Source organism: Vibrio sp. 2033 (genome assembly GCF_033339735.1).
The window spans coordinates 157,629-183,231 of record NZ_JAWOVC010000006.1; the positions used below are offsets into that span (position 1 = coordinate 157,629).

Here is a 25,603-nt window from a genome sequence, read left to right on the forward strand (position 1 = left end):
TAATGTTTATTCAATAACACCACATACGACGCGAGCGCCACCACCACCTAGCTTACTTGGGTGATCGGAGTGATTGTCACCACCTGCATGGATCATTAACGCTCGACCTTTTAAATCCGATAATTTTAGGCGAGGCGCGACAACGGGCTGATTGGCATTGCCGTCCATGTCCACATAGAGTGGAGGCAAGTCGCCTAAATGATTGTCATCGGTCCAAGGATAGCCATGCTTCCCTGTGTTGTTAGGATCATAATGGCCACCTGCTGCGCCGCCTAATACGGTTTTGTCATCCTTTTCTATGCTATCGCAAGATGGATTAGTGTGAACATGGAAACCGTGCACACCTGCTGACAAACCTGATAATTGAGGCGTAAAAACAACGCCATAATCACTTTGTGAAATCTCAATGGTACCCGCACTCTCATTGGTGTTGAGAGCAGTCATTTCTACCGTTTTTGCTAGCACGTTAGGGGCGGCGACAAGAGCGGATGCAACTGAAATGCATAGCAATCCTTTTAACATGGGACCTCCTTCTTTTTGGGTGTACGCTCAAGCACATATTAGTGAAAACCTGTTTTACTTATGTATGTTGAGCGGTGAGTTTATGTCATAGAGTGATGTGTATCACTTTATGGTCTTAAACTGATATCTCGATCCGAAATCAGCTTTCTTTTATTTAGTCTTAACATGTTGAGATCGTTAAGATATAAAAAGAATAGACGCCAATCTTAAAATAGCCTGAATATTTTTAAATTAACGCAAAGTTAAATTTTTAATGACTTTATAACAAAGCTCATAATTGTTTTATAAAGAATTTGGTGGAATTGTCCGCAATAAAGAATAATCAAATTAACGAATATATTAATGTGAACATTGTTGTTTATAGATTTGTGGTCAAACTGTTGCTTATATCATCAAATAAGATAAAAAATTGGAACTAAAGTCACTTAATGGCAGAGGAAAAAATTAAACTCTGATTGTAATGGGTAATAATGTTTTAGTAACAGATAGTTACGCACTTAAAATTAATAATATGGCTAATTTCCGACAAGGATTGAAAAAGATGAAAGACAAGGAATCTATTCAGACTAATAGCAGCCGCCGTAATTTTCTGAAAGGCGCAACAGGAGCTGTTGTTGCTGGTGTGAGTGCTTCCGCTTTCTCAGGCGTAGCTCAAGCACGAGAACAGAAAATTGATTGGAGCAGCCGCGGGCTAGGTAGAAAACACGATAAGCGCTTCTGGCGTAAAGTGCGAAGACAGTTCGTTTTGGACAAACGAACCACTTACATGAACATTGGTACAACAGGTTCAATGCCAAAACATGTTCTTGAAGATTACGAGCATAACAACAAGCTGGTGGCTAAATATCCTTGGGATATGAAAGGCAAATTTGGCTCTTGGCCTTATGTTTCAGAGATGGTTAAAGACGTCGCACCAGGTTTTGGTGCTAACCCAGAAGAGATCATTCTCAGCCGCAACACTACTGATGGCTTATGCTCGATCATTAATGGCTTACACTTTGAACCAGGTGATGTGATTCTAACGACACACCATGAACATATTGCTGCAACATCACCTATGAACGTAGCGAAACATCGTTTTGGTGTGGATGTGGTAGAAATTCAACTACCAGTATTTACTGGTACCGAAAACGTTTCTGAGCAAGATTACATTCAAGCGTTCCGAGACGCGCTTGATGCGAATCAAAACGTTCGCCTAATTGTTTTCTCTCATATCACATACAAAACAGGAACCGCGCTACCAGCAAAAGCCATTTGTGCTTTAGCAAAAGAGTATGGTGTACCTACTCTTGTTGATGGCGCGCATACGGTCGGTATGTTTGACCTTGATTTCCACGATATGGATTGTGATTTCTATGCAGGATCTGGTCATAAGTGGCAGTGTGGTCCGGGCGCGACAGGTATTCTGTATGTTCGTGATAACGGTAACCGTTTGAATGAGTATTGGAGTGACCGAGAGAACCCGTTATGGTTGATCAACTCCTCACTTTCTCATGCTGATTACCTAGGTAAACAGCTGCAAATGCAATACATTGGTAACGATAACTATCCTGCGAAACAAGCACTAGTTGATAGTTGCAAAATGTGGGATGAGATTGGTCGAGACCGTATCGAAGAGCGAGTTGTAAGCCTTGGTAGTTTATGTAAAACCTTGCTTCAAGAGTACTTACCACAAGCCAAAATGTATTCACCAAACGTGGAAGGCTTAACCAGTGGCTTAACGACGGTTAACCCGTTCTCCGATGTAACTAATGAAGAGATACTGACGGAATTCCGAGATCGTTTACGTGAAGAGTATGGTTACATCATCCGTACGACTAGCTTTAAGCTGCATAAGGATGATGACTTTGATACTTACGCGCTGCGTATCTCTACGCATTTGTTCCATGACGAACAAGATGTGGAAGGGCTCGTAGTGGCGATGACGAATTTGTATTACTCGTCGTTCTAACATCGTTGTTTATCACTCAAGCGCCCATTATTGGGCGCTTTGTGAAAGGTAAGGATATTATTATGTCAGTCATAACATTCAAAAGAACTTTAGCGACGGTGGCGCTCATGGTTACCTCTGTTGCGTCGTCTGCCGCTTGGTCAGACGATTTACAACAAATCCGTGAACGCGGTGTACTGCGTCACATTGGTGTCCCGTACGCTAACTTTGTCTCCTATATTGAACAAGGTGAAGTGGAAACTTTGACTGGCTTGGATGTAGAGATAATAAAAGGTTTTGCCAAGTCGTTAGGTGTTCAGTACCAGTATGTTCCAGCACAGTGGAGCGACGTGGTTGGTAAGTTGACAGGGCAAAATGTGCAATATCACAACAAGCAGGCTGTTGTCGGAGAAAGTGTTCCAATTGAAGGCGATTTGATCGCAAATGGCGTTACTATTCTTGATTGGCGTTCTGAGGTTGTCGATTTTTCACAGGATTATTTTCCTTCAGGTGTATGGTTGGTTTCCAGATCCGACTCTAGTCTGAGCCCGATTAAACCAAGTGGGTCGGTCGATGAAGATGTTAAAAACGTCAAGCAGCTGATCGATGGTCGCGAAGTGTTAGCTTTAGAACATTCTTGCTTGGATCCTAACCTTTATGACTTATATGACACAGGTGCAAAAGTTATATTGCCTGATGGGGCGCGTCTCCTTAATGAGATGGTTCCAGCGATAATGAAAAATGATGCGGAAAGCACATTATTAGATGTTGCGGATACGCTAATTGCCCTCGAAAAATGGCCGGGCGAAATAAAAGTCATTGGCCCTATATCTGAAAATCAAAAAATGGCTGTTGCATTCCGTAAAAATTCCCCTGAATTACGCAAAGCATTTGATCGTTATTTAGACTCGATAAAAAAAGACGGTTCATACGAAAAACTAGTAAAAAAATACTATCCATCTATTTACTACTTTTATAACGATTACTTTATAGAAGATAAAAAGAAAGTCCGATGAATAAGGCCGTTAAAAAATTTTCCAGTAAAAGATTTATTACAATAAGCGCAATATTAGTTTCAATTTACTTAGCTATGCTTATTACTGTGACTAGCGTAGGTCAAAATAAATTAAAAGCATCTCAATACAGAGAACTAGATTTAAAAGTAAAAAGTTATGCAAGCACACTCGATAATTTATTTACCATAGCGAGTGAAGATGTTGATAATTTAGCTACAGATAAAACAATACAAACATTCTTTGGTAATTTAGCTTCTGGTATGTCAATGGAGTATGGGTTAGGTGCAAGTTTAATTAATTTAAAGCGTCGCTTCGATGAGAAGATAGACAGTAAGCTAATTAATAGCAGCCAAATCTATAAGAAGCTCACGCTGGTAGGCAGTGATGGAGTCACCATTGTCACCACTGGATCTGAAAACCTTGCCGAGCACAAAATGGACATACAAACCTTAATGACTCAACACGGGCATCCCGAAGAGGTTTGTGCGACGCGATACAATGATGACGTTCGCATTCAAGTCATTAAGCAAGTTAAGTTCTCCGGAAAGCCTGTTGCCTTTTTAATTGCCGATCTTAATAAGAATATTGTTATTGACCAACTTACTAACCAAGAACACGAAGATAGTTATAGCCGAATGGTGCTAAAAATAAAAGACGTGGAAATGGTTGTATGGGATACCATAAATAAAACACCTTCTCACAATAAGGATGAGAATTATTTCGTTTCTGAGGCTGTAGACGGAAAAATTTACTTTGAAGTGCCTGTGGATAAACATCACTTCAAATTGATGGCGTGGTTCGAGCCTTTGAGTGAACGAGATATATTTACATCACGGCTCTTTATTATTGGTTTGAGTATTCTCGCCGTTATGATCGTCATTGCTTTATGTTATGCATTCATCACGAACAATAATAGGATTGAATTGAAAATTAAGCTTGAGGAAGAAAAAAAGCGTAAAGATATTCTTTCTAAACAGAATAAAAAATTAACGAACGAAATTGAACGTCGAAAAGCGTCTGAAAAAGAACTCGCCTTCCAAGCTAAATATGACACATTAACCAATTTACCTAATCGTAGTTATGGTTCCGAGCGATTGGCTTTGGAGTTAATTAGGGCATCGCGTAGTGGGTCTAAAGTTTTGGTGATGTTCATCGACTTAGACCACTTTAAGCAGATTAACGATTCAATGGGACACTTTGTTGGGGATGAAATCCTTAAACTCAGTGCTCAGCGACTGTATCAAGTCGCGAGAAAAACAGACTTATTGGCGAGAATTGGTGGGGATGAGTTTTTACTCGTCATCCCTGATTTGCCTGATAATGATACTGCAAAGCGAGTTGCTTCAAGTGTACTTTCGGCGTTTAACGATCCGTTTGTTTGGAACAACCATGAATTCTTCTTGAGTAGCAGCGTCGGAATGTCTGTGTTCCCGGATGACGGAGACAACGCTGAGCAGCTTCTTGCATGTGCAGATATGGCAATGTATCGGGCGAAACAAGATGGGCGTGATGGCTTTTGTTTTTATAACCATAATATGAACCAAGATTTGCAACGCTATTTGGATCTGGAAAATCGTCTGAGAAGTGCGATCTCCAATCAGTTGTTAGAGCTGTATTATCAGCCAATTATTGAGCTGAGTAGTGGTAAAATCGTAGGTGCAGAAGCGCTAATGCGTTGGAATGATGACAAGTACGGATTTGTAAACCCTGAAGAGTTTATCTCTATTGCAGAGAAAAATGGTTTAATTCATCAAATTGGTGAGTTTGCTATTCAACAAGCGTGTCGACAAGCGGCACAATGGCAAAGTCTGACTCCGTTGTTTGTTTCTGTAAACTTTTCTAGTGTTCAATTTAGGTACTGCGAGCGCTTACTTACGTTTATTAAACACAGCCTTGAGGAGTCTGGTCTTCCGTCAGATAAGTTCGATATTGAAGTGACAGAAAGTCTCCTCTTCAATCACGATTCTGAGCTATTAGACATGCTTAATAACTTACGAGCGTTAGGCACCAAACTTACTATTGATGATTTTGGTACTGGTTATTCTGCGCTGAGTTACTTGCAGAAGTTTCCGTTCGACCGCTTAAAGATTGATCGTAGCTTTATGCAAAATATGTTCGAGAACGACTCCGATCGCGAGCTTGTGAACGTAATCATAGCAATGGCGAAAGCGCTGGATCTTAAGATCGTCGCAGAAGGCATCGAAGAACAGCGTCATGTGGATTACCTGAAAAAACTAAACTGTGAGTTCGGACAAGGTTTCCACTATAGCCGACCATTACCTGCTAAGGACTTTGAAGCACTTTTGGCTAAGCCTACCTGGCTATAATTCCTTTTATAACAACCTCATAGAAAAGCATTAATCGAATTTGTGCCTAGGATTCATTAATGCTTTTCCACCTTAAGGTATAATCCTTCCTCCTTCCTTGAATTACACTACAATTAATTGATGAGAGATAGCCCGTGACGCCCGTCACATAAAGGCTCAACCTAATTCTAAACGAGTAAATACTCGCCAAAATAACTAGGAAGGAATTTCAAATGTCTTCTGCATTCTACCAACAGATTCAGCAGCAAATCGAAGAAGTAAAGGCGGAAGGCCTTTACAAATCAGAGCGTGTCATTACGTCTCAACAGCAAGCGGCTGTTAAAATCTCTACTGGTGAAGAAGTACTAAACTTCTGTGCGAACAACTACCTTGGTCTTGCTAACCACCCGGCACTTATCGAAGCGGGTAAAGCAGGCATGGACGAGCACGGCTTTGGTATGGCTTCAGTACGTTTTATCTGTGGTACGCAAGACATCCACAAAGAGCTTGAGCAGAAGCTTTCTAAGTTCCTAGGTAAAGAAGATACGATTCTTTACACATCATGTTTCGACGCAAACGCGGGCCTATTTGAAACTATTCTAGGCAAAGAAGACGCAATCATCTCTGACGCTTTAAACCACGCGTCAATCATCGACGGTGTTCGTCTATGTAAAGCGATGCGTTTCCGCTACTCAAACAACAACATGGAAGAGCTAGAGCAACAACTGATTGCTGCAAAAGAAGCGGGCGCTCGCCACATTCTTATCGTAACGGACGGCGTGTTCTCAATGGACGGCGTAGTAGCAAACCTTCCTGCTATCTGTGACCTTGCAGAGAAGTACGGCGCATTGACGATGGTTGATGACTCGCACGCTGTTGGCTTCATGGGTAAAACTGGTGCAGGTACGCACGAGCACCACAACGTGGTTGACCGTATCGACATCATCACTGGTACGCTAGGCAAAGCAATGGGCGGCGCTTCAGGCGGTTACACATCTGGTAAAGCGGAAGTGATTGACTGGCTACGTCAGCGTTCTCGTCCATACCTATTCTCTAACTCTGTTGCACCAGCAATCGTAAGCGCTTCTATCCGCGTTCTAGATCTACTAGAAGAGAGCGGTGACCTACGTGATCGTCTATGGGAAAACGCAGCACACTTCCGTACTCGTATGGAAGACGCTGGTTTCACAATGGGTGGTGCTGACCACGCAATCATCCCAATCATGCTTGGCGACGCAAAAGTAGCAGCAGAATTTGCAGAGCGTGCGCTGGAGAAAGGCATCTACGTAATCGGCTTCTCATTCCCTGTAGTACCAAAAGGTCAAGCACGTATCCGTACTCAAATGTCTGCGGCGCACTCTCGCGAGCAACTAGACCGTGCAATCGACGCGTTCATCCAAGTTGGTAAGGACATGGGTCTTATTTAAGATTCTAGGCCTTAGACAATAGGGCCTTTAATTAAGGTTACATTATGAAAATTAAAGCATTATCAAAGCTAAAGCCTGAAGAAGGCATCTGGATGACTGAGGTTGATAAACCTGAAGTTGGCCATAACGACATTCTGATCAAAATTAAGAAAACCGCTATCTGTGGTACAGACGTACACATCTACAACTGGGACGAATGGTCACAAAAGACAATTCCAGTGCCTATGGTTGTCGGTCACGAATACGTGGGTGAAGTGGTTGCGATTGGTCAGGAAGTTCGTGGCTTTGAAATCGGTGACCGCGTATCTGGCGAAGGTCACATCACGTGTGGTCATTGTCGTAACTGTCGTGGCGGCCGTACTCACCTATGTCGTAACACGATTGGTGTGGGCGTTAACCGCGAAGGCGCATTTGCAGAATACTTGGTGATCCCAGCGTTCAACGCGTTCAAGATCCCTGAAGGCATCTCTGACGATCTAGCGTCTATCTTTGACCCGTTTGGTAACGCAGTACACACAGCACTTTCTTTCGACCTAGTAGGCGAAGACGTGCTTATCACAGGTGCTGGCCCAATCGGTATCATGGCAGCGGCAGTCGCGAAACACGTTGGTGCTCGTCACGTAGTGATCACGGATGTGAACGAATACCGTCTAGAACTTGCTCGTAAGATGGGTGTAACACGCGCAGTAAACGTGGCTGAAGAGAAGCTAGAAGACGTAATGGCTGAGCTAGGCATGACAGAAGGCTTCGACGTTGGTCTAGAAATGTCTGGTAACCCAGCAGCATTCAACTCAATGCTAACCACAATGAACCACGGTGGTCGTATTGCACTACTAGGTATTCCACCATCAGACATGGGTATCGACTGGAACCAAGTTATCTTCAAAGGCTTGGTGATCAAAGGTATCTACGGTCGCGAAATGTTCGAAACTTGGTACAAGATGGCTTCACTGATCCAATCTGGTCTGGATCTATCGCCAATCATCACGCACCACTACAAGATTGATGATTTCCAAGAAGGCTTCGACGTAATGCGCAGCGGCATGTCAGGCAAGGTTATTCTTGATTGGGAATAACTTATTCAAGTAAGAAATGCGCTCCTTTTTGGGGCGCATTTTTGTTTCATGAAGATTTTTGTTTCGGGAAGAAATGGTCGCCAATCTTTTCTAAACTTCTCGTATCGTTCTGCTACTTTTTTAGATTTTTTCCACTCAACTTCACCCTACCTTCTAACTCATTGTCGATTCTATATTTGGAACAAGATAATAACCATTTGTTTTTAGTGGTTATTTTTTAGCATTAAATGCTTAAAAATCGTCACTTTTAAGTTTAATATTTTTATTCGCTGTTCGTCTTTATCCTTATCCTGCTTCTTTTTATTGTTTTACATTTTATATGCATTTGGTTTGTCATAATTGAGCTATAACTAATAAAAAGGTTACCGATATACAGTGGAATGTAAAAATGGAGCTTTATATGAAAAGATTTTATCTGATGATGCCTCTGCTCTTAACCTCATTTAGTTGGCAAGCGAGTGGAGCGTCAGTGAGCGGTACGATTGATGTTTCAATTAACCTTGTACAAGGTTGTGTGATTAATGGAAATAATGCGGTAGATGCAGCTTCTGGCGTTGGCTTTGGCTCACTCGCCTTTGGAGACGTGCCTGCAATCTTCAGTGAACAAGATGGTGTGGTAAATGGTGGTAGTGCGACGGGTATTGAAGTGCTTTGTAGTAACGGTGTGACACCGACGTTTACATTGGGCACCGGATTGTATGATGCAAGTGCGACCGTTGGTACCTATGCGATGTCAAATGGCGCGCAATTTATTGATTATACGTTGTTTACCGACTCAGACCGAAGCACACAAATTATACAAGGCGGGACGGTAGCTCTGTCTGAATTTACTAGTGCAACATCGCAAACTATTGAGCTTTTTGCGAAAGCTTACGGTACGAGCAGCATTGCCGGTACATACTCCGATACCATCAGTGTGACGCTAAGCTGGTAAAACGTGACGCTGGTTGTTAGGAGCTTTTCACTTGTCGCGATGAGTTTGTGTTCTTTAACTGTGCTGGCTGATGCGACACAAACTTTTCAGGTGTCTGCCATCGTAGATACAGGTTGTTTGATTAACGGCTCAGTACAAGAAGAAAGCCCAACCCAAGCCGGGCAAATAGGTACGTTAGATTTTGGTGAGCATTCTTCAGTTTACGCGACGGAAGTACAAGGCAGCATCACTTACAGTTCATCACTCACATTAAGTTGTACTCCGGGTATTACGATGAATGTTTCCGTAAATGGCGGGATGAATGCATCGGATGGTGTACGTAAGCTAAAGCACAGTGAAGAAGCGACAACGGTAGATTACTTTTTGTTCCAGGATCTAAATTACACGCAGGTGCTTAATATTGACACGCAATATTCCGTCGATACTGACCAAGACCCAGATAATATTCAGTTTCCTATCTGGGCAAAGGCGACAATAAATGGGAATGAAATGGCTGGAATTTATATGGATACGCTTACGCTGACATTAGAGTGGTAAGTGAACTTTGGAGGGGTGAAATGGAATTCATACTCAAAAAACTATTATTAATAACCTTCCTTTTTGTTTTTTTCTCAAATGCCAACGCTAACTCATTATTAATTTGGCCGATTTACCCCAAAATATCAGAGGAGAGTAATGCAACATCACTTTGGATGGTAAATAAAGGCAGTGTTGATTCTTATTTACAGGTGAGAATTTTTAAGTGGGAACAAAACGAAGGAGAAGATAGTTATTCAAGTCAAAGCCAGTTAATTGCAACTCCTCCGTTTGTCAAAATTGAACCAGGTGAAAAGCAGTTAATCCGCATCATCAACCAAGATGAGGCCTCTGCGGGTAAGGAGTATGCATACCGAGTGATCATAGATGAATTACCGCCAACTCAAAACCCTCAAACAGAATTGACGGAAAATGAACTCGCTGTCAAAGTCCGAATGCGTTACTCGATACCTTTGTTTATTTACGGGAAAGGGCTGACTGATACTCAAAAACCAAACCGTGACAGTGAATTATGGGGTGATTTACAGGCACAGTTTATTAAGAAAAATAATCAGCGTTTTGTTCACATTAAAAATTCAGGAAAACACCATGTTCGCTTAGTGAATTTACAATTGAACCTACCAAATAAAGATCCTGTCGTTATTTCCGATGGACTAGCTGGCTATATTCTTCCTGAACAGTATAAGGTTTGGTCTATTCCCCATAGTAATGTCAGACCCTTGAGTTTGAGCGCGAATATTGGAGGTAAACGTTACCAAATACCATTGAAGCAATAATGAATAGATTTAATACAATGAATGCTTTCTTTTGGTTGGTATTACTTAGCGTAACGTGGAGCAGTATTGGTCTTTGTGCAAATTCAGCAAACCACTTCTCTGAGCTACCGAGTCCTGAAAATTTCTCATTAGAAAAGTTTGAGAATATTAGCCTCAATCTGGAGTTGGTGATCAATCAAAGAGCAACCGGGCTTGTTGCGAAAGTTGAGCGAGTTGGCGATCAGTTCTTTTTGCTCCGGGAGGACCTCATTTCAGTTGGGGTTACCGCCAAGTCGTTGCCTGGAACTGAAGAGAGACTTGAGGTTACGTCTATCCCAGGAGTTAACGTGCGTTACTTGCAATCGTCATTGCAACTTACAATTGACGTACCGCCTAATTGGTTACCGATGCAGAGCTTATCAGCGCAGGATATGGGGCGATTTTCCCCGGCTCAGTTTGGGCGTGGTGGCCTGCTTAACTACAACGTATTTGGTGTGTACGAGAACGAAAGCCGACAAAAGGAGGTTTCTATAAATCATGAAGTCAGAGCCTTTTCTGAGTTTGGCGTTTTTTCTACTACCGGGATATTTAAATCTAACTTTCATCGCGATGTTCAGTCCCAGCAAAGCAGCCAGTACACTCGTTTTGATACGAGTTACGAGTACGTCAATCAAGAGAAGCGAATTCGTATGGAGGTAGGGGACTATATTGTTCGCCCTTTATCTTGGAGCCAACCAGTAAGACTGGCGGGTATTCAGTTATCACATGATTTCTCTATGCGTCCGGATGTCGTGACGACGCCGTTACCTGCATTTTACGGTGAAGTCACAGCGCCCACTACGTTAGATTTGTTTATCAATGGCTTTAAAACTGACTCAATGAATGTTGGGCCCGGTCCTTTCATTATTAACGATATTCCAATGCTCTCTGGTGCTGGGGAAGCAACGGTAATTGCAACGGATGCTCAGGGTAAGCAAACGGTCATGACCAGCCCATTTTTTCTCTCTTCCGATCTACTCAAGACCGGATTTACATCTTACAGTGCGAGTATTGGTGCGATCAGAGAAAATTTCGGTAATGCATCTAACGACTATGGAGACGGTGGCGTGGTTACCGCTCTGCGTCATGGCATGACTGATTGGTTAACATTAGAAGCTCAAGCTGAAGCAAAAGATGACCTGATCGTTGCGGGGCTGGGCTTTGTCACCAATGCTTTCAACTTGGGTACGGTGGATGCCTCGTTTCGTGTGAGTAATTTTCAGGATCAATCTACCTCATATGCGCTAGGTTATAGTTATCAGTCTCGGCTGTTTAGCTTCGCTGCTCGAACTCAAGTAGAACAAGCCGACTTTTATACCTTATCTCATTTACCAAATTATGAAATGCTCGATGAAGGCAAGGACGCTTCACTCGCGTCGCGCCATCTATCACAAATCAATATGGGAGTCCGTTTGGGAGATTGGGGCTCACTTTCTGGTGGGTACTTTGATATTCAACAATCCGACTCAGATTCACGTACCCTAAATCTTACTTATAGCTACGCTCTGCCTTTTAATATCAATATGTCCCTTTCTTACAACCATAGTATTGGTGGTCAGAGTGTTACGCTGGCGCAATTCTCTCTACCTTTCAGTTCTTTGGGGGGAAGTTCGGGGCTAACGCTGAAAAGAGAGGACGATGGCGATGTGCGAGGGCGAGTGGGTTATAGCCGCCTTGCGCCAATACGAGGTGGGTGGGGCGTCAATTTAGCGCATGATATTAACGAACACCCAGAAAACCGTAAACAGGCTGATTTGACCTACCGTGCGTCATGGGCGCAGTTCAGAGCGGGGTTAAATGGCACCAGTGGCGACTATGATTATTTTGCGGAAATGGCAGGTTCGGTCTCTACGTTGGATGGAGAAATATTCCCGGCGAATGAAGTGTATGACAGCTTCGCTGTGGTGAGCACCAGTGGTTTTGAAGGTATTCCGGTTAAATATGAAAATCAAATTGTCGGAGTGACAGACGATGAAGGTTACCTACTTGTTCCTTGGGCTACGGCGTATTACACCGCCAAATATGAAATCGATCCACTTAATTTACCTGCCAATGCTGCGTTTTCTGCAACAGAGCAGTTTGCTTCGATACATTCGGGCTACGGCTACCTGTTAGAGTTCCCAATAGAGCTACAAATTGCACTGAGCATGACGGTGGTAGACGAAAATCATTTGTTCCTTCCGATTGGTACATATGGCCGCTCAGAAACGGGCTTAACAAGCCAAATTGGTTGGGATGGTTTTACGTACTTTGAAGGCGTTGACCCAGGCCGCTATATTCAGTTTTATCCTCAAGGACAGCCGCCATGTAAAGTGTTTATTGAGGGGTTGTATCAGCGTGACAGTCAAAAAATACAAACATTGCCTGAGCAGGTTTGTATCAAAGCCGAAGAAGAGACCGCACTATGATTTTGCGCAGCTGGTTTGCTAGCCTACTTCTCTTTTTCTCGTGCTCGACAATGGCTTGTCAGCTCACGGCGGCAACACCTTTAATCTTGTTTGGCAATGTTTCTTCGTTTACTGTTTCAAGCTCTCAGCAGCAAAGCTCAGCTCAGCCTCATGCGGGGATTACGTGTGACTTTTCTACACTTGTGTCTTTGTTAAGTGGCGACTACGTATCAGCAAGGTTTAACAGTATAAATAATGGTTTGCTATTAAATGAGGATGATCCGAGTTCGGAGCTCAGCTATCAGATTTTTGGCGATCCAGGTCTTTCACAAGAGTATGTATTCGGCCAAACTTACAATTTTTTTGAAATCGGGTTACTCGATTTACTCGGGTTGTTTGGCACTCAAGCCGAGTTTCCGCTCTATGCTCGGACGGGAGTGGGTAGTAATCTTTCCGCTGGGACTTATAAAGACCAAATCACCGTATCCTGGATTTGGGATTACTGTAAGGGTATCGGGGTTCTAGGGGTATGCATTGGCCGCGCCAATGGCAGCGCTCAAAGCGTGATTACGGTTGAGTTAGAAGTGACCCCTGATTGTATGATCACGGCGCCAGATATTGACTTTGGTTCGTCCCCATTAGTGGCCGGTTTTGAACCAGTCAGTCAGGTTATATCGTTAACTTGTACCAAGAATAGTTCCTTCTCCATTGGCTTGAATGACGGCCTAAATGCGTCCGGCGGTCAGCGGCGAATGATTTCTAGTGGTCACTATTTGGAGTATGAAATCTATAAGTCATCAACGATGGAGCGCTGGGGAGGCACCAGTTCTGAACGTCGTGAACACGGTGACGTCGATACTGGCGGCTCCATTCCGGATGGTATCACTCCACAGAATTATAATTATCGCGCGCAGATACTAACCAGCCAAACGACCCCTCCTGCAGGTACTTACACCGACTCAATAATCGTTGACGTTCAATTTTGAGCATCATGTCAATTACATCATTAGAGGCTTCTATTCCAAAAATCTTTTGTAATCATAGTTTTCACTCTGTCACTGCTTAATTTTGTGAGATTAGTATGGCTTTATTCTCACGGAATTTAACTTTCAGAAATAAGGAAAATGATGAAGAAGTCACTAACAACATTAGGTTTGGCACTGGTATTTACAGGAACAGCTTATGCAGCAAGCTGGGGCTACGAGGGAAACCATGGGCCAGCTCATTGGGGTGAGTTTGCATCTGAGTGCGCAAAAGGTCAAAACCAGAGCCCAATCAACATTGAATCGGCGACCGAAGCGAAGCTAGAAAAATTGGATTTCGACTACGAAGGTAAGGCAATTTCACTGCTGAACAACGGTCACACTTTACAGACTGGTTTAGAAGGTAAAAACACACTCACCATTGATGGTAAAGAGTTTACGTTGAAACAGTTCCACTTCCATACGCCATCTGAAAACCATGTGGATGGTAAAGAATACCCACTAGAAGTACACTTTGTGCATGCCGACAAAGTAGGTCATCTAGCTGTTGTCGCGGTGTTCTTTAAACTGGGTGACGCGAACCCAGATTTAGCTAAGATGCTAGCTAACATTCCAACTAAAGATCAAGATGTTACCATCAAGGTTCCATTTGATGCGGATGCCCTTATCCCAAGTGATAAAGACTACTACCGCTTTAACGGCTCACTAACGACACCACCATGCTCTGAAGGTGTGCGTTGGTTGGTGATGAAAGAAGCACAAACTATTTCTCCTGAGCAGATAAAATCTTTTTCGGAAGTCATGGGGAAAAACAATCGCCCAATCCAACCGCTGAATGCACGTATGGTGTTAACGCAACAATAACCACTTCATGCGAAGAAAAATAAAAAGCCCGCTTAAACACAGCGGGCTTGATTATTTGGGTATTGGTGAGAACTAGAAGTCGTGATCTTCTTGCTCTTCCGCTTTTACCATTTGTATAGGATCAAGCTTAAGCGTCTGAGTAGGGAACGCGATATCTGCATCGTGTTCTTTAATGATGTTGATTACCTTAAGCAGTATGTCCTGCTTAACCTCATGGTATCTCACCCAATTCACGGTTTTAGTAAAGGTATAGATAAAGAAGTGCAACGATGATGGACCGAATGTATCGAAGTTGACGATAAGTGTTTGGCGTGCATCAATGTCTTTGTGATTTTTCAGCATTTCTTTTACCGCGGTGATAATTTGCGGCATTTTTTCTGCATCGTCGTAACGAAGTCCAATTTTTTCGTAGATACGTCGGTTCAGCATGCGAGATGGGTTTTCTACGACAATGCTGCTAAACACTGAGTTTGGTACATACAGTGGACGCTTATCGAAAGTTCGGATAATGGTCATGCGCCAGCCAATGCGTTCTACTGTCCCCTCTATTTGTCGGTCTGGAGAACGGATCCAATCGCCAACTTTAAATGGACGATCGAAGTAGATCATAAGACCTCCAAAAAAGTTAGACAGCAAATCCTTCGCCGCTAAACCGACGATCAAACCACCAACACCACCGAAGGTAAGTAGGCCCGATAGTGACAGACCAAATGCCTGCATTACGGTTAGAATTCCGACGGTAATAAAGAACAGGCGCGCGACCTTAGCTATCGCTTGTACTGTTGTTTCATCTCGGTTCTTTTGTTCGAGAACATGCTCTTCAACATTGGTAATGAGCCGCATAACGGTCCATACGAAGATGCTGATGATTAAAATCAGTTTCAGCGTACTTAACCAGTTTATTTTATCGTTGAGCTCGCTCTCTAATATGATGCCGATAGAGACGGTTGCTGGCCAACACCAAATGAGTGTACTGACTGGCGCTTTTAGCGCATCAAGCAACATGTCATCCCAGTGGAAGGGCGTTTTCTCTACGAGCGCAGCGAGGCGAGAGCGGATCAGCCGCCAAGCTATCCAAGCTATAAAGCTAGCGAGCGTAATGAAAAGGACGCTTCCACTCCAATTTTGATGAGACGTTTCAATGTAGCTTTGTAATTCGGTAAACCACTGTGGCATATGTAACTTATTTCTAGTGAACCATGGAAGGAAAGGTAGCAGATATTACTCCTTCACCCCAGTGATTTCCTTTAAATCATTTACTTATGTCTAAACCGCCCGAGATGGACTTTTCCTTCCAATGACAAGATAGTTACCTTTACGTTTTGCTGAGCGACCGCCGCATGCACGTTCAGAGGTATGCTAACAATGATTGAGGGTTGATATTTGGACGATCAATTATAACTTCTCTGACTTATCGCTAACATTTATCTTAAGTAAGTGTGAGAGTGTATTGGCTCTTGAATTAGCGGAGGCAGATATGGAATTTACAGAGCTGGATCGAAACGCGCTCTACGACATCTGGATGTCACAAAAAGCCAAAATGCACATCACTCAAATGGAAATGGCGAAGCGCCTTGGTTTGAGTCTACACGAGTTTTCTGGCTTGTTACGTGGTAATTCTCCACTGACGCTAGGTTTTGTAAAACAGCTATGCGAGCAGCTACATGTACGTCCTGGTCAGGTGATTCCGTCTTTGACGGAGCGTGATCTATCTGCATCTGGTACCGTTTATTTACAAAATCGTGTGACGGTGGATGGCGATATCAGTAACGTGTTTATCGACGGAAACCAAGTCGTGATCGAGTACGTTCACCAAGTTAGCTAGCTTGCTCGTCAAATTATCGGGTTGAAGAGCAATAAAAAACGAGCCACTGTTGGCTCGTTTTTTCGTTTCTGTTTTGCTCGCTTGCAAAGATTATGGGATTTTCACTAGCGAATCGCGTGAAAGATCCGCGATAGACTTCGCGCCAGTAAGCGTCATAGCTACACGCATTTCTTTGTCGTACAGATCCAGTAGGTTTTCAACGCCTGCGCCGCCTTGTGCAGCCAATGCGTACACAAATGAACGACCAAGCAGTGTGCAGTCTGCGCCCAGCGCGAGCATACGAACCACATCAAGACCAGTACGGATACCTGAGTCAACAAAGATCTTAAGATCGCCTTTTACCGCATCTGCAATGCTTGGTAGTGCTTTAGCACTTGAAAGTACGCCATCTAACTGACGACCACCATGGTTAGATACCACAATGCCATCCGCGCCGAAACGTACCGCATCTTTCGCATCTTCTTCGTCGAGGATGCCTTTGATGACCATAGGGCCATCCCAAAAGTCACGAATCCACTCAAGGTCTTTCCAGGAGATAGACGGGTCGAAGTTTGCGCCTAACCAGCCGATGTAATCTTCTAGTTTTGTTGGTTCGCCGCGATACGTTGAGATGTTACCTAAGTCGTGCGGTTTACCAAGTAGACCCACATCCAGTGCCCAGCTTGGGTGGCGCATCGCCTGGAATACACGACGCATGGCTGCGTTAGGACCACTCATACCTGAGTGCATGTCACGGTAACGTGCGCCAGGAACTGGCATATCAACGGTAAACACCAGAGTTGTTACGCCCGCAGCTTTTGCACGCTCAAGCACGTTCTTCATAAAGCCACGGTCTTTAAGCACGTAAAGCTGGAACCACATTGGACGTTCAATTGCAGGTGCGACTTCTTCAATCGGACAAACCGAAACGGTCGACATAGTAAACGGGATGCCTTTCTTCTCGGCCGCTTTTGCTGCTTGCACTTCGCCTCGGCGCGCGTACATACCAGTTAGACCAACAGGAGCTAGCGCGATTGGCATTGCCAGTTTCTCACCGAAGATCTCGGTTTCTAGGCTCAAATCTGTCATATCGCGTAGGACGCGTTGGCGAAGAGCGACATCACCTAAATCGTCAGTATTACGCTTCAGCGTGCGTTCGTCGTAAGAGCCGCCATCAATATAATGGAATAGAAACGGGGGAAGCTTGGCTTTCGCGGCAGCGCGGTAGTCAGTAGAAGCTGAGATAATCATAATGGTGTCCTAGCGGTTATTCTAAGCAAAGTTGTGGAGCAATTTGCTCTTTCGTTGAGTCTTCATCGCAAAGCAGTGAAGACATCAAAATGAGTATAGTTACCTATGGTTCACTTACGTTTGAATCGGTGATGTTGGTAACCCATTTACATAATTGGTTGAAAAATTTTATTAAATCACTCAATCAGTTATGCAAACTGGAAAGGGTGACACAGCTGTCGGGGGAATTGATGTAGCAAGCTAAATCAACATGTCGGGGTAGTAGTGCAGACAGCTGTGTCAAATTAGGCAGGGCTGTAAACCCTGCATTTCGCGTTACTTCATTAAGACATCTGTCATTTGGAAGCCATAAATCAGCACCAATCCAATAATGCCTGTCATTACAATGTAGTAGAACGTAGGGATAATCGTTTTACGCAATGTTGCGCCTTCTCGACCAAGCAAACCTACCGTGGCTGATGCGGCAACAACGTTGTGAATCGCAATCATGTTACCTGCGGCAGCACCGACGGCCTGGAGTGATACAACAATCACACTCGAAATAGACAACGTTTGTGCCACTTCGAATTGGAACTGGCTGAACATCATATTTGATACCGTGTTTGAGCCAGCGATGAACGCACCCAGTGCACCAACGGTGGCACTCAGCGCTGGGAACGCAGAACCAACAAGGTCAGAGGCGAAGTTTGCGGTTGTGACGGGCATACTTGCTAGGTCAGCACCGTTGATGCCTGAGTTGATAAAGATACGAACCATCGGAATGGTAAATACCAAGACAAAACCCGCCCCAATCAGTGTTTTGCTTGACTCGCCAAACGCTTCACGCAATGGCTTTACACTACCGCTTTGTAACATTGCAGCAAGTAGTGCGACAAACACCAGAATGCCTCCAGGAAGGTATAACGGCTGAATCGCAGCGCTAACGCCAGTCTCACCAAGAATGTTGCTGAACGACAAACTTACGCTTTGTACAAAGCCTTTCAGCTCAGGGCTTACGCGGCTTGCGACGAGAATAACTGCCAGCATTACATATGGAACCCAAGCTTTTACGATGCTCATTGGCTTGCCCGGATTGTCGTTTAGATCGACTTTTAGCGAGCCTAACCACTCTGCAGGCCACTTGTCTTCGCTTTCGAAATCCCACTTAGTCTTTGGTACTAAGAAGCCTTTTTTCGCTGCGGTAACAACGATAGACAGACCAACCAAACCACCGATAAGTGAAGGGAACTCTGCACCTAAGAAAACACCGGTTAACGCGTATGGAACGGTGAAAGAGATACCAGCGAATAGTGCAAATGGTAGAATATCCAGACCTTCACTCCAGCTTCTGTTCTTGCCGAAGAAACGTGTTAACATCATCGCCATTAATACTGGGATCATCGTACCTACGACTGCGTGAATGACAGCAACGTGCGCTGTGATATCTTGCAGGTACATTTCCCACGTTGCACCTTGTGCGGCCAACGACTCACTGATGTTATGGGTGTCTAAACCTTTGTTTACACCTACGATGATAGGCGTGCCTACCGCGCCGAATGAAACAGGCGTTGACTGAATCATCATGCCCATAAGGACAGCGGCTAGCGCAGGAAAGCCGATTGCAACCAGTAGTGGTGCAGCGATTGCTGCCGGGGTACCGAACCCAGATGCGCCTTCAATGAACGAGCCAAAGCACCAAGCAATGATGATGGCTTGTACACGGCGGTCAGCCGAAATATCGGTAAATCCATTACGGATTGTGGTGATCGCTCCAGTGTGTTTTAAAGTGTTGAGCAAGAAGATGGCACCAAACACGATCCATAGAACAGAGACAGTAATGCCCAGTCCTTGGAATACGGAGGCCAGTACGCGATTGGCTGACATATCCCAAAACATTAGTGCGATAGCGACGGTTAGACCGAACGCAACAGGCATGGCTTTTTTAGCAGGCCAGTTGAGACCAACCAATAAGATGGCGGCAACAACAATTGGCGAAAATGCCACTAGGGCAAGTAGGGTTTCACTCATTTGTACATCCTTCGTACGCTGACTTCTCGAACGGTGTCAATCCGCTGTAGAGGTGACTTTTTGTTGTAATGGTTTTGTTAATTTGGCGTGAATTTACTCCTTTATTTTTTGTTGATATAGGGAAATAATGAAAATAATTAATTCCAAAAGTGACATAATGGTATGAGAGCAGACGACTTAATCCTATTTTCTCAAGTAATCGAACTTGGCAGCTTTAGTAAGGTTGCAGAGGCAAATAACCTTACAAATTCGGTAGTTAGCAAAAGAATGGCGAGGTTGGAGGAAGAAATAGGGGCTCAGCTATTATATCGAACAACGCGCAAATTAACCTTGACCGAGGCAGGTAAGGTGTTACTCCACAGTGCTAAAAATGTGAAGCAGGCCACTCAGGAGGCTATGGATGCTGTTGCAGGCTTTGGAGAGAATGTGAGCGGTCATATAAAAATGTCCGTGCCGTGTATCTCTGGAGATTTGATACTTGCTGATGCTGTTGCCGAATTTTGTAACCTTCATCCGGGTCTGACCGTGGACATGTCATTGGATAATCGCTTTGTCGATTTAGTGGCTGATGGTTACGATTTAGTCATTCGAACTGGCTACCTAGCCGACTCTAGTTTGATCGCACGACATATTCTCGATTCCCAATGGGTGGTATGCGCGTCACCTTCTTATATTGCGAAAAATGGGAAACCGATCGAGCCGATTGATCTCACCACGCACAATTGTCTGCAATACGCTTACCAAACCACAGGTGCAACGGATTGGGAGTTTAAAGGAGAAGATGGCAATTACATCGTCAAAGTATCGGGCTGCTTTTCTACTGATAACGCGACCGCATTACGTAAAGCCGCTCTGGGCGGCCATGGTATTGCTTACGTCCCGCGCTGCTTGGTGTATCACGATATTCGTAATGGTCAACTGGTGGATATTTTTCCTGAATTAGTAGGTAAAAAGTTGGGTATCTACGCGGTGTATCCGTTTACTCGTCAACCACCGAACAAAGTGAAGCTGCTTATTGAGCACATTCGTGACCGGTACTTAACGATATCTCATTATTTCTAGGTTCTTCATAGATTTAAAACAATGTCGTTGAAATCAAAATTGGGTGCTCTAAGGTAATCACCGCAATAAAACGATTGAAGATAAACAACTTAATAAAAACAACGGAGTAACACGGACGTTATGCATTACCCAAAAACACGTAAAGATTCTGTCGTGGACACTTATTTTGGTCACGACATTGCCGACCCTTATCGCTGGTTAGAAGATGATCGAAGTGAAGAAACCGCACAATGGGTTTCGGGTCAAAATTCGGTCACGTTCGATTTCCTTGGTCAGATCCCGTACCGCCAACAAATCCGTGACTTAGTCGCGAACAGCCAAAACTACGAAAAATATTCCCAGCCATTTGTACGTGGTGACTACACCTACTTCTACAAAAACGACGGTTTGCAAAACCAAAGCGTATTGTATCGACGTAAAGGCGAGGGAGAAGCCGAGGTTTTCCTTGATCCAAATACTTTCTCCGAAGAGGGCACGACCTCTCTTGGCGAAGTCAGCTTCTCTAAAGACTACCGTTTGGTCGCGTATTCCATCTCGGAAGGGGGCAGTGATTGGCGTAAGATCTTTGTCATTGATACGGAAACCAAAGAACAGTTAGAGCCTGAGATTGTGGATGCAAAGTTTACGTCGATTTCTTGGCTAGGCAGCAAAGGCTTCTACTACTCAAGCTACGATAAGCCGCAAGGCAGTGAGTTATCTGCGCGAACTGAGCATCACAAGCTTTATTATCATGAACTCGGTACACCTCAGTCTGAAGATAAAGTGATTTTCGGTGAGTTGGATACGCAAGTTCATCGTTATGTGTCTGGTACCACGACGACAGACGATCGCTTCCTCATTATTTCTGGCGCAGAATCCACATCGGGTAATCGTCTGTTTTATATTGATTTACAGTCTGAGTTACAGACAATTGTGACGCTGCGCGAGACAACGCAAGGCGACACCTACTTAATTGATAGCCAAGACGCAACCTTGCTGCTTTACACCAACCTAGACGCGCCGAATGGCAAAGTTGTCAGTTACAACACTCAGACAGAACAATGGGCTGACGTGATTGCTGAACAAGAACAGCCGTTAGAAATCAGCAAAGGTGGCGGTTATCTGTTTGCGACTTATATGGTAGATGTGCTTTCTAAAGTGCAGCAGTTTAACTACCAAGGTGAGTGGATTCGAGATGTACAATTGCCGGGAGAAGGCACAGCTTATGGTCTGACGGGTAAAAAAGAAGAAACCACACTTTATTACACATTCACTAACTACGTGACGCCTCCGACGATTTTCTCATTTGATGTCGAATCTGGTGAATCGACACTGTTTCAGGAATCAAAGGCACCGTTCGATCGTAATGAGTATGAATCAAAACAGGTGTTTTACACCTCAAAAGACGGCACGCAAGTTCCGATGATCATTTCATACAAGAAGGACATTGCACTTGATGGTAGAGCACCAACCATGTTGTATGGTTACGGCGGTTTTAACATCAGCCTCACTCCAATGTTTTCTGGCAATGTAGCCAACTGGCTAGAGTTGGGTGGTATATACGCTGTCGCCAACATGCGAGGCGGCGGTGAATACGGTAAAGCCTGGCACAACGCAGGCACTCAGCAGCAAAAGCAAAACGTGTTTGATGACTTTATTGCGGCGGCGGAATACCTGATTGAAAACGACTACACTAGCTCGGATCGCCTAGCGATTCGCGGTGGTTCTAATGGTGGTTTGTTAGTTGGAGCGTGTATGACGCAACGCCCTGAACTATTCAAAGTCGCGCTGCCTGCGGTTGGCGTGCTTGATATGCTGCGTTATCACACGTTTACGTCTGGAGAAGGCTGGAAGTATGACTATGGCACGTCGGAGCAAAGTGAAGCGATGTTCCAATACTTGCTTGGTTACTCTCCTGTTCACAATGTAAAAGAAGGCGTGCGATATCCTGCTACCTTGGTGACAACTGCTGATCGCGACGACCGAGTTGTGCCAGCACATTCGTACAAATTTATTGCGGAGCTGCAAGACAAACAGCAAGGCGCTAATCCAGTATTGATACGCATTGATGTTAATGCCGGTCATGGTGCAGGAATGCCGCTGAGTAAGCAAATTGACCTCACCACAGACGTGTATGCATTTACGTTACATAATATGGGTATTGAGTCGATTTAATGCCCTAGTTGTTCGAAGCTTCTGAGAATAAAAAAATGCCGCGACACTGTCGCGGCATTTTTCATGGTTGGGGGAACTCAATTCATACTGTTTGCCAGTATTTGAGTCAGGTTGACTAAGTCTGACTCTTGAACCAACCAGTCTCGGCGGCCAAACCGAAAGGCAGCTACGCCATTCTTAAGACAAGATGAATTTATCACCTTTTCTTAATCCTAGTTTATGAATATGAAACTGTGATGAACCTAAGCCGCATTGTGCTGATTTTCACTGTTTTCAAGATCAAATGAGGCATCTATCAGTTTTTTCGTGTAGTCATTTTTAGGGTTTTGGAAAATCTTTTCGGCCGTACCTTGTTCCATGACCTCGCCCTTTTGCATGACTAGAACACGATCAGAGAGTGCTTTAACTACTGATAGATCGTGGCTAATAAACAAGTAGCCAATATTGTGTTTTTTCTGCAAATCTTTCAGAAGGTCAATCACTGTCAGTTGCACCGAGCGGTCTAATGCAGAGGTTGGCTCATCAAGCAGAATAAACGAAGGTTCAAGGATCAGTGCTCGCGCTATAGCAATACGCTGACGCTGGCCTCCTGAAAACTCGTGCGGATAACGGTTGATGGACGCGGGATCTAAGCGGACCTCACGGAGCACGTCGCGCGCTTTCTGCATACGTTCTTTTTTACTCAACATTGGTTGGTGGACAGTTAATCCTTCTGTGATGATCTCGCCGATAGTCATACGAGGAGAAAGCGAACCATAAGGGTCTTGGAATACCATCTGAACGTCTTTTTTCAGCTCAAAACGTTCTTTGTTTGTCAGCAAGGCCATATCTTGGCCTTTATATTCTATTTTGCCAGTTGAGGGCAGTAGACCTATCAAAGCTCGGCCGAGTGTAGACTTACCTGAACCGGACTCCCCAACGATCCCGAGGGTCTCTCCTTGTTTAAGCTCAAGAGAAATGCCTTTTACCGCTTCGAAGTACTCATTCTTGCTCGCAATAAAATGCGACTTTACCAAGAATTTGACTCGTATATCGTCGGCCTTTAAAAGCTGTGTAGCACTTTCGCTAATAGGCTCCTTACTGCCTTTAGGAATCGAGTTGATTAGCATACGTGTGTATTCGTGCTTTGGGTCCTCGAAGAGTGTTTGCGTTTCGCCTTCTTCGACGACTTCTCCTTTACACATCACAATGACACGATCTGCAAAGTGTTTTACGACGCCTAAGTCATGAGTAATAAATAGGATTGCCATGCCCATCTGAGCCTGAATTTCTTTAATCAGGTGCAACACTTCTGCTTGAACCGTGACATCCAACGCTGTTGTAGGTTCGTCGGCGATCAAAATATCGGGCTCGTTAATCAGTGCCATCGCAATCATGATGCGTTGCAATTGACCACCAGAAAATTCGTGTGGGTACTTGTTGTACGCTTTTTCTGGGTTTGGCATATGAACCAATTCAAACAGCTCTAACACCTTTGCTTTTGCTGTTCGTCTGTCGACCGGGCGGTGACACATGATGGCCTCAGCGACTTGGATACCCACCCGCATGTACGGGTTTAGTGAGGTCATCGGCTCTTGAAAAATCATGCCAATGCGATCACCGCGAATACTTTGCATTTCACGCTCTGTTTTATCCAAGATGGAGCTACCCTCAAACATGATGGATGAGCTTTCATGCACAATAGCGTTGTCTGGCAGTAGTTTCATCAGTGCATTGGTTGATACTGACTTGCCAGAGCCAGATTCGCCAACGATGGACAGCGTCTCGCCTGCTTTTAAATCGAAGCTAACATTCTTTACTGCATCGACGATCCCATCGTTTGTCGTAAAGCTGACTGATAGGTTGTTCACCGAAAGAATGGTTTTAGAAGACATCACAGATCCTTGTGGTTGATAAAGCAAATGATACTCAAGCAATGGACAGCACAAACCTAGCTGGCCTCAATGCTTGAGCTTTAGATTAATTATACAGGTGAGAAGGCGAAGATTTTGCCGAACTCATTGCTTGCAAATGTAAGAACTGCTCATGCGCGCGCGTTACGTGCTCGAGTTCTATCATCCATTGAGCATTACGTTGGGCAGAGCAAAATGCCGCCATGTGAGCTAACAAGTCTTCGCTCTGTTGACCAAGTAGGTGACCTACGCGCTCAATCAGTTCATGGCTCTCTAGCTGCAAAAATTGAAATAGCGCGTAAGTTTGATTGAGTATTGAGAACGCATCATGTTGTAAGCCGAGTTTGTTGAGAATCTCTGATTGCGTCACGCTGGCATCTCTAAGCCCCGTAATGAGACATACAAACTGGCAAGGTTTAGTTTGTGCGTTTTCTAGCGCTAAATGAATGTGGTTGGGTAGATTGTTGAGCACGTCGTCATATAAACGATGAGCTTCTGGCCAATGGCCTTGTTCCATCAGTTGCTCCGCTTTTAAGTAGCGCATCCAGCATTGCTCAATATTCATATCCATCTCCACAACATTTGATTTGTTTAGATATTAAATGAAATTGATTATCAATTGCAAGTGCGTGTTAATATCACTTATGTGTTCATAAA

Annotated in this window: 20 protein-coding genes; 14 read left to right on the top strand and 6 right to left on the bottom strand. The window is 44.1% G+C overall.

From position 1 onward, the window contains the following. Nucleotides 1-6 precede the first annotated feature (6 nt). Nucleotides 7-522, bottom strand: a complete 516-nt coding sequence (locus R7P74_RS10880) for a superoxide dismutase family protein (protein ID WP_104976434.1) — start codon at nucleotides 520-522, stop codon at nucleotides 7-9. A 541-nt stretch (nucleotides 523-1,063) separates the two neighbouring features. Between R7P74_RS10880 and R7P74_RS10885 the strand changes: the two genes are divergently transcribed. From R7P74_RS10885 to R7P74_RS10935, 11 genes are all read left to right on the top strand, one after another. Continuing rightward, nucleotides 1,064-2,473: an aminotransferase class V-fold PLP-dependent enzyme gene (locus R7P74_RS10885; protein ID WP_005375092.1), complete on the top strand. Its 1,410-nt coding sequence runs from the start codon at nucleotides 1,064-1,066 to the stop codon at nucleotides 2,471-2,473. 62 nt (nucleotides 2,474-2,535) lie between these two features. Next, complete coding sequence (locus R7P74_RS10890; RefSeq protein ID WP_005375093.1) at nucleotides 2,536-3,468, top strand: transporter substrate-binding domain-containing protein; 933 nt, start codon at nucleotides 2,536-2,538, stop codon at nucleotides 3,466-3,468. Beyond that, nucleotides 3,465-5,795, top strand: coding sequence for a putative bifunctional diguanylate cyclase/phosphodiesterase (locus R7P74_RS10895; protein WP_318122838.1), 2,331 nt, complete (start codon nucleotides 3,465-3,467; stop codon nucleotides 5,793-5,795). The genes R7P74_RS10890 and R7P74_RS10895 overlap by 4 nt, the downstream gene beginning before the upstream one ends. A 212-nt stretch (nucleotides 5,796-6,007) precedes the next feature. Further along, nucleotides 6,008-7,201, top strand: a complete 1,194-nt coding sequence (locus R7P74_RS10900; RefSeq protein ID WP_005375095.1) for a glycine C-acetyltransferase — start codon at nucleotides 6,008-6,010, stop codon at nucleotides 7,199-7,201. 44 nt (nucleotides 7,202-7,245) lie between these two features. Beyond that, the gene (gene tdh, locus R7P74_RS10905) at nucleotides 7,246-8,277 is read left to right on the top strand and encodes an L-threonine 3-dehydrogenase (protein ID WP_005383983.1); all 1,032 of its coding nucleotides are present in this window, start codon (nucleotides 7,246-7,248) and stop codon (nucleotides 8,275-8,277) included. Between the two features lie 400 nt (nucleotides 8,278-8,677). After that, nucleotides 8,678-9,211, top strand: coding sequence for a Csu type fimbrial protein (locus R7P74_RS10910; RefSeq protein WP_224721298.1), 534 nt, complete (start codon nucleotides 8,678-8,680; stop codon nucleotides 9,209-9,211). Nucleotides 9,212-9,214: 3 nt separating this feature from the next. Then, nucleotides 9,215-9,748, top strand: coding sequence for a Csu type fimbrial protein (locus R7P74_RS10915; RefSeq protein ID WP_225473176.1), 534 nt, complete (start codon nucleotides 9,215-9,217; stop codon nucleotides 9,746-9,748). A gap of 20 nt (nucleotides 9,749-9,768) precedes the next feature. Then, a complete protein-coding gene (locus R7P74_RS10920) occupies nucleotides 9,769-10,524 on the top strand; it encodes a fimbrial biogenesis chaperone (RefSeq protein WP_025768578.1) in 756 nt (251 codons plus the stop codon). Further along, nucleotides 10,524-12,950, top strand: coding sequence for a fimbria/pilus outer membrane usher protein (locus tag R7P74_RS10925; protein WP_428750155.1), 2,427 nt, complete (start codon nucleotides 10,524-10,526; stop codon nucleotides 12,948-12,950). The genes R7P74_RS10920 and R7P74_RS10925 overlap by 1 nt, the downstream gene beginning before the upstream one ends. Beyond that, nucleotides 12,947-13,915, top strand: a complete 969-nt coding sequence (locus R7P74_RS10930) for a Csu type fimbrial protein (protein WP_054702583.1) — start codon at nucleotides 12,947-12,949, stop codon at nucleotides 13,913-13,915. The genes R7P74_RS10925 and R7P74_RS10930 overlap by 4 nt, the downstream gene beginning before the upstream one ends. A 141-nt stretch (nucleotides 13,916-14,056) precedes the next feature. Continuing rightward, nucleotides 14,057-14,776 (top strand): carbonic anhydrase, encoded by a 720-nt coding sequence (locus R7P74_RS10935; protein WP_054702580.1) that lies wholly within the window; start codon nucleotides 14,057-14,059, stop codon nucleotides 14,774-14,776. Nucleotides 14,777-14,848: 72 nt separating this feature from the next. Here the strand turns inward: R7P74_RS10935 and R7P74_RS10940 are convergent, their stop codons facing one another. Further along, entirely contained in the window at nucleotides 14,849-15,952 is a 1,104-nt protein-coding gene (locus R7P74_RS10940) for a mechanosensitive ion channel family protein (protein WP_213914758.1), read from the bottom strand. Between the two features lie 301 nt (nucleotides 15,953-16,253). On the opposite strand from R7P74_RS10940, the gene R7P74_RS10945 reads away from it, so the two are divergent. Beyond that, nucleotides 16,254-16,601: a helix-turn-helix domain-containing protein gene (locus R7P74_RS10945; RefSeq protein ID WP_005375109.1), complete on the top strand. Its 348-nt coding sequence runs from the start codon at nucleotides 16,254-16,256 to the stop codon at nucleotides 16,599-16,601. A gap of 90 nt (nucleotides 16,602-16,691) precedes the next feature. Here R7P74_RS10945 and lldD read toward each other — a convergent pair whose 3' ends face one another. Together lldD and R7P74_RS10955 are read right to left on the bottom strand one after the other, a co-directional pair. Further along, nucleotides 16,692-17,831, bottom strand: a complete 1,140-nt coding sequence (gene lldD / locus R7P74_RS10950) for an FMN-dependent L-lactate dehydrogenase LldD (RefSeq protein ID WP_005383962.1) — start codon at nucleotides 17,829-17,831, stop codon at nucleotides 16,692-16,694. Between the two features lie 315 nt (nucleotides 17,832-18,146). Continuing rightward, on the bottom strand, nucleotides 18,147-19,838 hold the full coding sequence (locus R7P74_RS10955) for an L-lactate permease (protein WP_033906714.1): 1,692 nt from the start codon (nucleotides 19,836-19,838) through the stop codon (nucleotides 18,147-18,149). A 162-nt stretch (nucleotides 19,839-20,000) separates the two neighbouring features. On the opposite strand from R7P74_RS10955, the gene R7P74_RS10960 reads away from it, so the two are divergent. Both R7P74_RS10960 and R7P74_RS10965 read left to right on the top strand, forming a co-directional pair. Next, the gene (locus R7P74_RS10960; RefSeq protein ID WP_005375112.1) at nucleotides 20,001-20,900 is read left to right on the top strand and encodes a LysR family transcriptional regulator; all 900 of its coding nucleotides are present in this window, start codon (nucleotides 20,001-20,003) and stop codon (nucleotides 20,898-20,900) included. A 120-nt stretch (nucleotides 20,901-21,020) separates the two neighbouring features. After that, a complete protein-coding gene (locus R7P74_RS10965) occupies nucleotides 21,021-23,054 on the top strand; it encodes a prolyl oligopeptidase family serine peptidase (RefSeq protein ID WP_318122839.1) in 2,034 nt (677 codons plus the stop codon). A gap of 242 nt (nucleotides 23,055-23,296) precedes the next feature. On the opposite strand, the gene R7P74_RS10970 is transcribed toward R7P74_RS10965, so the two are convergent. After that, on the bottom strand, nucleotides 23,297-24,928 hold the full coding sequence (locus R7P74_RS10970) for an ABC transporter ATP-binding protein (RefSeq protein ID WP_151515315.1): 1,632 nt from the start codon (nucleotides 24,926-24,928) through the stop codon (nucleotides 23,297-23,299). 85 nt (nucleotides 24,929-25,013) lie between these two features. Then, entirely contained in the window at nucleotides 25,014-25,511 is a 498-nt protein-coding gene (locus tag R7P74_RS10975) for a hypothetical protein (RefSeq protein WP_005375116.1), read from the bottom strand. Between the last annotated feature and the right edge of the window lie 92 nt (nucleotides 25,512-25,603).

Coding starts and splice junctions, on each gene's coding strand:
- R7P74_RS10975 (WP_005375116.1), bottom strand. CDS start 25,511: ATGAATATTGAGCAATGCTGGATGCGCTACTTAAAAGCGGAGCAACTG.
- R7P74_RS10900 (WP_005375095.1), top strand. CDS start 6,008: ATGTCTTCTGCATTCTACCAACAGATTCAGCAGCAAATCGAAGAAGTA.
- R7P74_RS10960 (WP_005375112.1), top strand. CDS start 20,001: ATGAGAGCAGACGACTTAATCCTATTTTCTCAAGTAATCGAACTTGGC.
- lldD (WP_005383962.1), bottom strand. CDS start 17,831: ATGATTATCTCAGCTTCTACTGACTACCGCGCTGCCGCGAAAGCCAAG.
- R7P74_RS10940 (WP_213914758.1), bottom strand. CDS start 15,952: ATGCCACAGTGGTTTACCGAATTACAAAGCTACATTGAAACGTCTCAT.
- R7P74_RS10920 (WP_025768578.1), top strand. CDS start 9,769: ATGGAATTCATACTCAAAAAACTATTATTAATAACCTTCCTTTTTGTT.
- R7P74_RS10945 (WP_005375109.1), top strand. CDS start 16,254: ATGGAATTTACAGAGCTGGATCGAAACGCGCTCTACGACATCTGGATG.
- R7P74_RS10970 (WP_151515315.1), bottom strand. CDS start 24,928: ATGTCTTCTAAAACCATTCTTTCGGTGAACAACCTATCAGTCAGCTTT.
- R7P74_RS10965 (WP_318122839.1), top strand. CDS start 21,021: ATGCATTACCCAAAAACACGTAAAGATTCTGTCGTGGACACTTATTTT.
- R7P74_RS10885 (WP_005375092.1), top strand. CDS start 1,064: ATGAAAGACAAGGAATCTATTCAGACTAATAGCAGCCGCCGTAATTTT.
- R7P74_RS10895 (WP_318122838.1), top strand. CDS start 3,465: ATGAATAAGGCCGTTAAAAAATTTTCCAGTAAAAGATTTATTACAATA.
- tdh (WP_005383983.1), top strand. CDS start 7,246: ATGAAAATTAAAGCATTATCAAAGCTAAAGCCTGAAGAAGGCATCTGG.
- R7P74_RS10930 (WP_054702583.1), top strand. CDS start 12,947: ATGATTTTGCGCAGCTGGTTTGCTAGCCTACTTCTCTTTTTCTCGTGC.
- R7P74_RS10890 (WP_005375093.1), top strand. CDS start 2,536: ATGTCAGTCATAACATTCAAAAGAACTTTAGCGACGGTGGCGCTCATG.
- R7P74_RS10955 (WP_033906714.1), bottom strand. CDS start 19,838: ATGAGTGAAACCCTACTTGCCCTAGTGGCATTTTCGCCAATTGTTGTT.
- R7P74_RS10935 (WP_054702580.1), top strand. CDS start 14,057: ATGAAGAAGTCACTAACAACATTAGGTTTGGCACTGGTATTTACAGGA.
- R7P74_RS10925 (WP_428750155.1), top strand. CDS start 10,524: ATGAATAGATTTAATACAATGAATGCTTTCTTTTGGTTGGTATTACTT.
- R7P74_RS10880 (WP_104976434.1), bottom strand. CDS start 522: ATGTTAAAAGGATTGCTATGCATTTCAGTTGCATCCGCTCTTGTCGCC.
- R7P74_RS10910 (WP_224721298.1), top strand. CDS start 8,678: ATGAAAAGATTTTATCTGATGATGCCTCTGCTCTTAACCTCATTTAGT.